Genomic DNA, 10,148 nt, shown 5'->3' with positions numbered 1-10,148 from the left:
GGTGCAGCGCAGGGTGCGGGCCGAGGAACGAGGCACGCGCCCGGAGCGGAACCGCAGGCTCAGCCGACACAGGTAGAGCCTGAGCCTGACCCGGATCACCCCGTCAGACCCACTCGACGATCAGGTCCGCCGCGTCCCGGGTCGCCGCTATGAGGTCCGCGTTGCGCTGGTCGGTGCCGCCCGCCCAGGCCTCGGCGTCAGGCAGCGGCTTGCCGTACGCCTGGTGCCGGGCGACGAGGCGCCGTAGGCGCTCGGCGTCCGGCAGGTCGACGTACCAGACCTGCGCCATGTGGGCGCGGGCCGCCGGCCACGCGGCGCCGGGGACGAGCAGGTAGTTGCCCTCCGTGATCACCAGCGGCTCGTCGGCGACGACCGTGCCCGCGGCTATCGGTTCCTCGATCTCGCGGCGAAACTCCGGCGCGTAGAGAGGCGGGTCGCCAGGGAGCCGGTCCGCGAGCCTGCGGATCAGGGCCGCGTACCCGGCGTCGTCGAACGTGTCGACGGCACCCTTGCGGTCGCGGCGGCCGAACGCCTCCAGGACGGCGTTCGAGAGGTGGAAGCCGTCCATACCGACCACGACCGCGGTACCGGGCGCCAGGCTGTCGACCAGCGCGGCCGCCAGCGTCGACTTTCCGGCTCCGGGCGGTCCGGTGATGCCGAGGACCCGCGCCCGTCCGGCGCGGGCGGCCGCGTCCGCCAGGTCTGCCGCCCGTCCGACGAGCTCGGCGGTGGTCAGGCGCACGACAGGTTCTCCAGCCAGGAGCGGGGACCGACGTACTGCACGCGGAGGGACGCCACCCGCACCGCTTCCTCGACGGCCGCCTCCAGGTCCGCACCGCGGGCGAGCGCAACGGCCAGCGCGCCGTGGAACGCGTCCCCGGCGCCGAGCGTGTCACGCACGTCGACCGTCGGCACGCCGGTGGTGCCGTGCCGTCCGTCGGCGTCGCACCAGGTCACGGGGTCCGGCCCGTGCGTGGCGACCGTGGCCCGGGACGGTGCGACGGAGGCCGGCGCGCGGAAGTCCGCCGAACGGGCCGTGACGTCCGCCTGCCCCATCAGGTCGGCGAAGACGGGCCGCCAGCGGCCTGCGTCGAGCACGATCAGCGGGCGCGGCTCCAGTGCGTTCGCGTACGCGAGAACGCTCCGCGCGAGATCCGGATGGTGCCCGTCGAGCAGGACGACGTCGGGCCGCGGCAGCGCGTCGAGCCCGCCGGGCGTGACGTCGACCCTGTCGGTGAGCATGGCGTCCGGCGAGACCACCGAGCGGTCGCCCGTCGCGTCGTCGACCATCACCGCCGAGACGGCCAGCGGGATCTCGTGCCCCTCGGCGGTGTCGTAGATCTCGACGCCGTGCTGCTCGAGGTCACCGCGCGCCGCCGAACCGACCGGACCCGAACCCAGCGCACTGATGAGGAGGGCCCTCGCCCCCAGTGTCGCGGCGGTGACCGCGGCGTTCGCGGCCGGGCCGCCCGCGGAGACGTCCTGGCGAACGGCGGTGATCTTCTGGTTCGGACCCGGTCGAACGGCGCTGCGGTGGATCACATCGAGCGTCGTCAGACCGGCAAACCAGCAGGTCACTGGCGTTTTTTGGTTGACTTTGGCTGGCACGTCGGGCATGTGCAGAGGCTACCTGTGAAACTGAGTGTCAGTGACCGAGGATATGGTCCGAAGATGACCAGAACTGGGCCGACGCCGTCCCCTGGATCGCCCTCTACGACGTGGCGTGATCTCCTGCTGGACCAGCTGAGCTTCTACTGGGACTTCCATCTCCAGCCGCGGCTGGAAGGCCTTACCGACGACGAGTACCTCTGGGAGCCCGCCTCACCGGCCTGGAGCGTTCGCCGCGGCCCCGACGGCGTGCCGCGGCTCGAGCAGGAGGTGCCCGAGCCGGAGATCCCGCCGGTCACCACGATCGCGTGGCGGATGGTGCACGTGGGCCGGGACGTCTTCGGCCGGCGCGCCCGGGCCCTGTTCGGACCCACCGACGCGCCGGCCGACGCCGACATGTTCGACCCGCGGCACTGGCCCGATGCCCCGATCACCGCCGAGGGCGGTCTCGCCATGCTCGAGGAGGGCTACCGATCGTGGCGGGCAGGTATCGAGCGTCTGGACGACGACAGCCTGCTGCGACCGATCGGGCCGAAGGGTGCCGGGTTCGCCGAGTTCCCGATGGCCGCGCTGGTGACTCATCTGAGCCGCGAGACCATGGCGCACGGCGGCGAGATCTGCCTCCTGCGTGACCTGTACCGGGCTCAGGCCTCGCCCTCCGGGTAGGCCCGCTCGGCGTAGACGCGCAGCGCGTCCCGGACGAACGTGGCACCTTCGGTGCCGCCGTAGTTCGCGGCGAACCGGTCGTCCGCCACGTACATGTCACCGAGCCCCAGCAGGTAGCCCTTGTCGGGCCGACCCTGCTCGTGACCGGGCGTGCCCGGGACGGCGACGAGCCACGCCGCGTGCCGGGCGGCTATCGCCTGGGCCTCGTCCGATGCGGGGTCCAGGCCGGCTTCCGCCGCCTCGATCCAGGCGGTGCTCAGCGCCTGGACCTGCGCGGTGAACCGGTCCTGCCCCTCCTTGCCGAGCCCGCGCCACCACGCGTCGCCCTTCACGTACGCGTCGCGGCCCCAGCGCTCGGTCACCTCCTGCTCGTACTGGGTGTGGTCGAATCCGTCGAGCATGTCCTTCGCCATGATGTCCTCCTTCTGTTCGGGGTCCTTCTCGAGAGCGGCGACCGTTCGTTCGACCGACGCGATCTGCCGCGCCAGCCGGTGCTGCTCCGCCCGCAGCGAGTCGAGGTGCCGGCGCAACGCCTTCGCCTCGTCCTGTTCGCTGTCGAGCACGTCGGCGATGTCGCCGAGGCCGAGACCGAGATCGCGCAGCAGCAGGATCCGCTGCAGCCGCACCAGGGCGGTGCGGTCGTAGCGGCGTGGGCCGCTCGCCGTCGTCCGGACGGCGGGCAGGAGCCCGACCGCGTCGTAGTGCCGCAGCGTGCGGCTCGTGACGCCGGTCAGCCGCGCGATCTCTTGGATGGACCAGTGCATGTCCATCACCGTAGAGGTTGACGCTGCGTCAACTTCAAGCCCTGATCCCCAGAAGTTTTGACCGGGCTCCAGGGCAGCCTGTGGATAACTCGGATCGCACCGACGCCTGCTCGTCGATACTGAGCCCATGACAACATCAAGCGACATCATTCCGGATCAACCGCTGGCTGACGACGCGGCCCTGCTTGCGTTCGTGAGGTTCCTGCACGACGGCGTCACACCACGCCGCCGCACGCTGTGGTTCGTCATGCTGGACCACCAGCGCCGCCCGCTGCCGGTGATCGTGCCGATCGACCACGTACCCGACGAGCCGGACGTGCTCATGGTGAGCAACCTGGGTCAGGCCTGGCACGAGATCCTGCGAGGCGAGCCGGGGTCCTCGGTGGTGCTGATGCTCGAGCGGCCGGGCCCGGTCCTCGCCTCGTCCGGCGATCTCGCCTGGCGCGCGGCCCTCCGCTCGGCCGCGGCGGAGCACGGCATCACCCTCGCCGGGTTCTTCCTCGCGACGGCGCACGGGGTCCGTCCCCTCACGCCGGGCCGAGCGTCCCGGTCGTGAGGTGGGCGCGCGTCCAGCACCCGAGCCGGCCGCAGCCCGGCGGGTCGAGGTCGGGCGGCGGTGCGTCACAGGGGCCCGCAACCGGACCGTGACCTCGACCGGGCAAGCCAGGCCCGCGGGGGAACAGATGGACAACAGAGGACGGATCACCCGGACGAGAGGTCTACCACCATGACTTTCACATCCCGCACGACCCGCGCATCCTTGTCCGCCACGGCCGGGCTGCTGGCCGCGGCGCTCGCGCTCACGGGCTGCGCGGCCGACGCCGGCGGCGAGGCCGAGACCGCCGTCGACGTGGCAGGGCCGGCTTACCCGCCGGGCGGCGAGGCTCCGAACAGTCAGTCGCTGGGCGACCAGGCGATGGACGAAGCACGCGGCAGCGAGGTGGCGCCGCCCCTCCCCGAGCCGGGGAGGCCCGACACCGAGGAGTACGACGACTCCCCCGAGACGCCGTTCCAGGACGTCGCCACGAGCCCGCTGTCCACGTTCTCGGCGGACGTCGACACGGCGTCGTACTCGAACCTGCGCCGCCAGGTGAACCAGGGCGTCGCGCCGGAGGGGGTCCGCATCGAGGAGCTCGTCAACTACTTCGACTACGACTATCCGGCGCCCGCCCCTGGCGCGGAACACCCGTTCACGGTGACGGCCCAGGTGGCGACCGCTCCCTGGAACCCGGAGCACCAGCTCGCCATGGTGGGCGTCCAGGCCACGGAGGCGATACCGACGTCGGAGGGGAAGGGCAACAACATTGTGTTCCTGCTCGACGTGTCCGGCTCGATGGACGAGCCGAACAAGCTGCCGCTGCTCGCCGAGTCGTTCGCACTGCTCGTGGAGCAGCTCGACGAGGACGACCGCGTGTCGATAGTGACCTACGCGGGCGACAACCAGGTGGTGGCGGACTCGGTGCCCGGTTCGGAGCACGGCGTGCTGGTGGACCACCTGCGGTCGCTGCGCGCTGGCGGCTCCACCGGCGGTGCCGACGGACTGCTCACGGCGTACGAGCTGGCCGAGGAGAACTTCGTCAAGGGCGGCAACAACCGGGTGATCCTGGCGACCGACGGCGACTTCAACGTCGGCCCGTCCACCCCGGAGGAGCTCACGGAGCTGGTCGAGGCCGAGCGGGAGTCCGGGATCTACGTGTCCGTGCTCGGCTTCGGCATGTACAACCTGAAGGACAGCACGATGGAGGCCATCGCCGACCACGGGAACGGAAACTACGCCTACATCGACACCCTGGCCGAGGCGCGCAAGGTCCTGGTGGACGAGTTCGACTCCACCATGTTCGTGGTGGCCAAGGACCTGAAGCTGCAGGTGGAGCTCAACCCGGCGACCGTCTCCTCGTACCGGCTGATCGGGTACGACAACCGGCGTCTGGAGGACGAGGAGTTCGACGACGACACCAAGGACGCCGGCGACGTCGGCGCGGGGCACGCGGTGACCGCGTTCTACGAGCTCGTCCCCGCCGGCGCCGAACCCGGCACGGACTCCGGTCCCGACGCGGGCGACCTGAGGTACAGCGAACGGGAGGTCGGCACCAGCGACGACTTCATGACCGTGCACGTCCGGTACAAGACACCGGACGGCGGCGAGCCCGGCACGAGCACCGAGGTCGAGTTTCCCGTCGGCGCTGACGCGTTCACGTCGGCGCCGACGGCGGACTTCGTCTTCGCCTCCGCCGTGGCGGAGCTCGGGCTGATCGCCACCGCGTCGGAGTACCGGGCCGACGCGAGCGTCGAGGCCGTCAGGGAACGCGCCTCGAGCGCTCTGGGCGAGGATCCGTACGGTCTGCGGGCGGAGTTCGTCGATCTGGTGGACGCCTACCGCCGGGTGGCGTGAGCGCCGCTACGCATCAAATGCACTGCCGTGGACGCAGGCGCTCAATACATCGGCCTGGTCGAGAAAGTCCGATCGAGAGCGGTGCGCGGTGAGAAAGGGGCCCGGAAAGTGTGGAAAGAGGTTTCGACACATGGAGAGCACCGGAACTTTAGGCCGCCGGCAAATGCCGACGAATACGCTTCAGGAACCCTCGCGAGACGTCAGGATCGTCCGGTTGTCGAGCGGGTCCCGGGAATCCAGGACGCGCTGCGCCCCCTGTGACTGCTGGACCATGTCGACGGCGACACGCAGGTCCTCGGTGGCCCAGTCGAGGGAGTTCTCCATGGAGGTCGCCTGGGCGAGCAGCGTCTGAGCCTGCGTCACGGAGGACGGCGGTGTGTCCGTCACGCGCTGCGCCGCGGCCGACCTGGCGTCGGCGAGCGCCCGGGCGAGCACGTCGCGCGTTGCCGGGTCCGCGACCTGGCCCTCCGAGTGGTCGTAGACCCGCTGGGCCATGTCCATCACCGCCGTCAGGTCGTGCGACCGGGCTGCCGTGGTGCTGACCTGGAGGTCGATCTGGGAGCTGAGGGCCATGAGGTGGTCGGCCCTGTCGGCGTGCGCCGAGGCCGCCCAGACAGTGATGGCGACGGCGACGCTCGTGACGATCGCGGCGCCGAAGACCCAGGGGCGCCGCCCGCGGGCGCCGGCCAGATCGGCAAGCTCCGGCTCCGGCGCCGGCCCTGGCGAGTCGAGCGGCGGCAGCTCGGCCGCCTGCGGCACGGGTAGCAGGGCCGGTCTGTCGCTCGGCTGTTCGTCGCTATCGGATATCGCAGGTTCCGCCTTCACCAGGGCGATGGTGTTCAACTCTTCCCCCAAAGAGAGATCCCATGAAAACAACGTGTCGGGCTCGAAGCCCTTTTAACTACCGACGAGAATGACGCTAGAACCACTTCTTGAGTAGCGCGCGGCGAGACCGTAATACACCTGTGATCTGTGGAAAGTCGTTCGGCCCGCAGCGAGGGGACGCACGGGGTGTGCTGGAGCGACGTCTGTCCCGAGCCGGGATCTTTTCGGCGGCGCCTGGTGTTCCCCTACTTGTCAGTGCACGTGCTCTACGAGGAGGCCCCATGCCCGCGCCCATCGACACCTCGGACAAGATCGCGCAGTACGCCCACCCCGAACGACTGGTGAGCACCGCGTGGCTGGCCGAACACCTCAAGGACCCGGGAATCGTCGTGGTGGAGTCCGACGAGGACGTGCTGCTCTACGAGACCGGCCACATCCCGGGCGCAGTGAAGGTCGACTGGCACACAGAGCTGCAGCACCCCGAGATGCGCGACTACCTGGACGGCGCGGCGTTCGCCGCCCTCATGGGCGCGAAGGGCATCACGCGCGACACGACGATCGTCCTGTACGGCGACAAGAACAACTGGTGGGCCGCGTACACGGCCTGGGTGTTCACCCTGTTCGGGCACTCCGACGTACGCCTGCTCGACGGCGGCCGCGGCCTGTGGAGCGCCGAGGGCCGCGAGCTCACCACGGACGTCCCGGCGCCCGCGCCCGTCGAGTACCCCGTGGTCGAGCGGGACGACACCACGATCCGTGCCTTCCGCGAGGACGTCCTCGCCCACCTCGGCAACGGCCCGCTCGTGGACATCCGCTCACCGCAGGAGTACACGGGCGAGCGCATCGCGATCCCGGACTACCCCGAGGAGGGCGTGCTGCGCGGCGGCCACATCCCGACCGCGCGCAACGTCCCGTGGGCGACGGCGGTCGCCGAGGACGGCACGTACAAGACGCACGACGAGCTCGAGGCCATCTACACGGCGGGTCTCGGCATGAGCCCCGACGACGCCGTCGTCACGTACTGCCGCATCGGCGAGCGTTCGAGCCACACCTGGTTCGCACTCACCTACCTGCTCGGCTACACGGGCGTGCGCAACTACGACGGTTCCTGGACCGAGTGGGGCAACGCGGTTCGCGTGCCGGTGGCGACGGGCACGGCGCCGGGCACGGCGCCCGGCCCTGTCTGAGGACGCCCGCTCGCGGACCTGTCAGACAGCGACCGACGTGTCAGACGTACAGGTCACCCGGGTGACCTGTACGTCTGACAACTCGAGGAAGTTCACGCTCGCTCTCCGGGCGGTGGGAGGATGAACAGATGAGCACCGACGACGTCGACCTGCCCGAGGCCCTCGCCGAGCTGCGGGACGCCTTCCTGGAGACGCCCGAGCGCGACCGGCTCCAGCTTCTGCTCGAGGTCTCCCGCGAGCTTCCGCCGCTGCCCGCCAGGTACGCGGACGCGCCCGAGCGGCTCGAGCGGGTCCAGGAGTGCCAGTCCCCCGTCTACGCCTTCGCGGAGGTGGACGACGCCGGGGTGGTCGCCTTCCACGCGAGCGCCCCGGAGGAGGCGCCCACCACGCGGGGCTTCGCGGCGATCCTCGCGCAGGGCCTGACCGGGCTGACGGCGCAGCAGGTGCTGGACGTGCCGGAGGACTTCCCGCTCCAGCTCGGCCTGACCAAGGTCGTCAGCCTGCTGCGCCTCAACGGCATGGCGGGCATGCTGACCCGCGCCAAGCGTCAGGTCCGCGAACAGCTCGCGGCTGCCCACGCCTGACCGGCTGGTTCTCGGCGGGCTTCTCCCCCTAGCCCAGCCGGGTGCGGAGCCACCGGATGGACGAGTTCGCCTGGATGCGCTGGAAGGCGCGCACGTGCGGGATGCCGGGCGGCGGGTCCTGCAGCGAGCTGCGCGTGAAGTAGGCGGTCAGCACCGCGACCCACACCGTCACCGCCTCGGGGTCCACGGCCGCCGGGAGCGGCGTCCGCTCGAGGACCTCCTCCGGGGCCGGCCCGCCCGTGGCGTGCACGGCCGGGAGCATGCCGGTCCGGTCCAGGTACGCCGCGCCGCGCACGGCGTGCGGCCAGTCCACGGCCACCGCCTCCTGCCCGCCGTCGGCCCGCCCGACGACGAGGGCGTTGTCCGCGCGCAGGTCGGCGTGCACGAGGGACGAGCCGGCGAACGCCTCTGCCTGCCGCTCGGGTGACGCGATCTCGGCGATACGGTCGAGGTTCGCCGCGAGCCACGGGTCGTAGGTCGCCAGGCCGGCGGGACGTTCGGCGGCGAGCTCGGCGGACTCCGGCCAGACACGCTCACTGAAGTTGGGGAACGCGCCGCCGTCCGGCACCTCGTGCTCCGCGATGCGCGCGGCCAGGTGCTGCAGGCGGTCGAGGTCGTCCAGGTCCCACGGTTCGGTCCGCGGCGCCCGCCCCTCGACCACGTCCGACGCGACGACCACCCATGCGGGCTCCGTCTCACCGGGCTCGGGCAGCTCCATGGTCCAGCGGAAGGCGGGCGCGGGGACGCCGTCGGGCAGCGCCGCCGCACGCACCGCCTCCCGGCGGTGCAGGCGCGCGGCGACCTCGTGCTCCGTCGAGGCGACCTTCACGAACGCGCTGCCGGCCGCGGACTCGAGGGTGAGCGCCCAGCCGGGCGAGTAGCCGCCGTCGTGCGAGGTCCAGCCCGTGACCGGTCCACCGAGCCGCGCGGCGACGGCGTCGCGCACGTACGTCGGGAGGTCGGGCCAGGTCGGTCGGATCCGCGTCATGCGGCGATCATGCCAACCACCCACGCCGCTCGACGAGGCATTTGCGGGCGGCGGCCGCAGCGGTCGCGGCGAATACCCGACGTGGACGACCGTCCTGTATCACCACTGTGATGTCTGGGTTACGGGCTTTTCCTATCACTCTGCCGCCGGGTTCGATCCTGGATTGTCTCGTTTCATTCCGCACACACCGCAATGCGTTCCGATTGACAGGGTGAAAAGTGCGTCTGACTCTTCTCCATGGAACACACGAGTGTGCTCCACCGCTGTTTCGACGGAGCTATTCGAGGGGAAACACCATGATCCGAGGATTCCGTGCAGTCAGTCGAGCTGTCCTTACCGTGGCCGTCTCGGCGGGCATGGTCTGCGCAGCCACGACCGGGGCAAGCGCCCTGGTGACGGCCGAGGGCGATGCGCCTGCGGCCGCGGTCACCGCAACCGATCCGGTGCCGGAGGTCGCGGCTGAGCCCGAGACCGCTCCGGAAGCCGCTACCGAGGTCGAGGCAGTGCCGGAGGCCGCGACCGACGTCGAGGCAGTCCCGGACGCTGCGACCGAGGTCGAGGCGGTCCCGGACGTCGCGGCCGAGACCGAGGCGGTCCCGGACGTCGCCACCGAGGTGGAGGCAGTGCCGGACGTCGCGACCGAGACCGAGGCCGTGCCCGACGTCGCCACCGAGGCCGTCGCGGTACCGGAAGCCGCGACCGCGGTCGAGGCAGTTCCTGACGCCCCGGCCGACCTCCCGGTGCCGGACGTCCCCGTGCCCGACCTGCCGGTCCCGGACCTGCCGGTGCCGCTCCCGGTTCCTGACCTCGGCCTGCTGGACGGCCTGCTCGCCACGCTCGGCGACCTGCTCGGCTCGCTCCTCGGCAGCCTCGGCCTTCCGCTTCCCCTGCCCCTCCCCCTTCCGGGGATGTGACAAGCTCGCCGGACGTCGCCAGCACGGCCGGTATCTGACGTCTTTTCCGCCAGCTGTTCGCGAACGGTGGGGCTGGTGCAAAAGACTACCGGTGAGGCCCTTTCCCGAATCTCGGGAAAGGGTGCTAAAGGTTTGGGGAAGAACCGGTGGCCAAAATAAAAAACCCACGTAGAACAGCGGTGTTTGTTTACCCAGGACCAGGGCGCTGCGGCGCCCCCCC

Annotated in this window: 11 protein-coding genes; 6 read left to right on the top strand and 5 right to left on the bottom strand. The window is 71.0% G+C overall.

The window, feature by feature from the left end; genetic code table 11:
• Window positions 1-103: 103 nt before the first annotated feature.
• Together ACFWE2_RS00770 and ACFWE2_RS00765 are read right to left on the bottom strand one after the other, a co-directional pair.
• A complete protein-coding gene (locus tag ACFWE2_RS00770) occupies window positions 104-742 on the bottom strand; it encodes a nucleoside/nucleotide kinase family protein (RefSeq protein ID WP_377222289.1) in 639 nt (212 codons plus the stop codon).
• Complete coding sequence (locus ACFWE2_RS00765; RefSeq protein WP_377222288.1) at window positions 733-1,578, bottom strand: PfkB family carbohydrate kinase; 846 nt, start codon at window positions 1,576-1,578, stop codon at window positions 733-735. Before ACFWE2_RS00765 ends, ACFWE2_RS00770 begins: the two co-directional genes overlap by 10 nt.
• Window positions 1,579-1,671: 93 nt before the next feature.
• On the opposite strand from ACFWE2_RS00765, the gene ACFWE2_RS00760 reads away from it, so the two are divergent.
• A complete protein-coding gene (locus ACFWE2_RS00760; RefSeq protein WP_377222287.1) occupies window positions 1,672-2,274 on the top strand; it encodes a DinB family protein in 603 nt (200 codons plus the stop codon).
• Here ACFWE2_RS00760 and ACFWE2_RS00755 read toward each other — a convergent pair.
• On the bottom strand, window positions 2,253-3,038 hold the full coding sequence (locus tag ACFWE2_RS00755; RefSeq protein WP_377222286.1) for a MerR family transcriptional regulator: 786 nt from the start codon (window positions 3,036-3,038) through the stop codon (window positions 2,253-2,255). The genes ACFWE2_RS00760 and ACFWE2_RS00755 overlap by 22 nt on opposite strands.
• A gap of 127 nt (window positions 3,039-3,165) precedes the next feature.
• Between ACFWE2_RS00755 and ACFWE2_RS00750 the strand changes: the two genes are divergently transcribed.
• Both ACFWE2_RS00750 and ACFWE2_RS00745 read left to right on the top strand, forming a co-directional pair.
• Window positions 3,166-3,594: a hypothetical protein gene (locus ACFWE2_RS00750; protein WP_377222285.1), complete on the top strand. Its 429-nt coding sequence runs from the start codon at window positions 3,166-3,168 to the stop codon at window positions 3,592-3,594.
• Between the two features lie 171 nt (window positions 3,595-3,765).
• The gene (locus ACFWE2_RS00745; protein WP_377222284.1) at window positions 3,766-5,430 is read left to right on the top strand and encodes a von Willebrand factor type A domain-containing protein; all 1,665 of its coding nucleotides are present in this window, start codon (window positions 3,766-3,768) and stop codon (window positions 5,428-5,430) included.
• A 180-nt stretch (window positions 5,431-5,610) separates the two neighbouring features.
• On the opposite strand, the gene ACFWE2_RS00740 is transcribed toward ACFWE2_RS00745, so the two are convergent.
• A complete protein-coding gene (locus tag ACFWE2_RS00740) occupies window positions 5,611-6,189 on the bottom strand; it encodes a hypothetical protein (RefSeq protein WP_377222283.1) in 579 nt (192 codons plus the stop codon).
• 347 nt (window positions 6,190-6,536) lie between these two features.
• Between ACFWE2_RS00740 and ACFWE2_RS00735 the strand changes: the two genes are divergently transcribed.
• Window positions 6,537-7,442 carry a sulfurtransferase gene (locus tag ACFWE2_RS00735; protein WP_377222282.1) on the top strand — a complete coding sequence of 302 codons (906 nt, stop codon included), beginning with the start codon at window positions 6,537-6,539 and terminating at the stop codon, window positions 7,440-7,442.
• Between the two features lie 128 nt (window positions 7,443-7,570).
• Window positions 7,571-8,026: a SufE family protein gene (locus tag ACFWE2_RS00730; protein ID WP_377222281.1), complete on the top strand. Its 456-nt coding sequence runs from the start codon at window positions 7,571-7,573 to the stop codon at window positions 8,024-8,026.
• A gap of 28 nt (window positions 8,027-8,054) precedes the next feature.
• Here ACFWE2_RS00730 and ACFWE2_RS00725 read toward each other — a convergent pair whose 3' ends face one another.
• Entirely contained in the window at window positions 8,055-9,014 is a 960-nt protein-coding gene (locus tag ACFWE2_RS00725; protein WP_377222280.1) for a hypothetical protein, read from the bottom strand.
• Window positions 9,015-9,352: 338 nt separating this feature from the next.
• On the opposite strand from ACFWE2_RS00725, the gene ACFWE2_RS00720 reads away from it, so the two are divergent.
• Window positions 9,353-9,928, top strand: a complete 576-nt coding sequence (locus tag ACFWE2_RS00720; protein ID WP_377222279.1) for a hypothetical protein — start codon at window positions 9,353-9,355, stop codon at window positions 9,926-9,928.
• Window positions 9,929-10,148 lie beyond the last annotated feature (220 nt).

Origin of the sequence: Promicromonospora sp. NPDC060271 (assembly GCF_042726755.1) — a bacterium.
Taxonomy (GTDB): domain Bacteria; phylum Actinomycetota; class Actinomycetes; order Actinomycetales; family Cellulomonadaceae; genus Promicromonospora.
This window is presented reverse-complemented; position numbering and strand designations above follow the sequence as displayed.

Coding starts and splice junctions, on each gene's coding strand:
- ACFWE2_RS00760 (WP_377222287.1), top strand. CDS start 1,672: ATGACCAGAACTGGGCCGACGCCGTCCCCTGGATCGCCCTCTACGACG.
- ACFWE2_RS00755 (WP_377222286.1), bottom strand. CDS start 3,038: ATGCACTGGTCCATCCAAGAGATCGCGCGGCTGACCGGCGTCACGAGC.
- ACFWE2_RS00750 (WP_377222285.1), top strand. CDS start 3,166: ATGACAACATCAAGCGACATCATTCCGGATCAACCGCTGGCTGACGAC.
- ACFWE2_RS00745 (WP_377222284.1), top strand. CDS start 3,766: ATGACTTTCACATCCCGCACGACCCGCGCATCCTTGTCCGCCACGGCC.
- ACFWE2_RS00735 (WP_377222282.1), top strand. CDS start 6,537: ATGCCCGCGCCCATCGACACCTCGGACAAGATCGCGCAGTACGCCCAC.
- ACFWE2_RS00730 (WP_377222281.1), top strand. CDS start 7,571: ATGAGCACCGACGACGTCGACCTGCCCGAGGCCCTCGCCGAGCTGCGG.
- ACFWE2_RS00725 (WP_377222280.1), bottom strand. CDS start 9,014: ATGACGCGGATCCGACCGACCTGGCCCGACCTCCCGACGTACGTGCGC.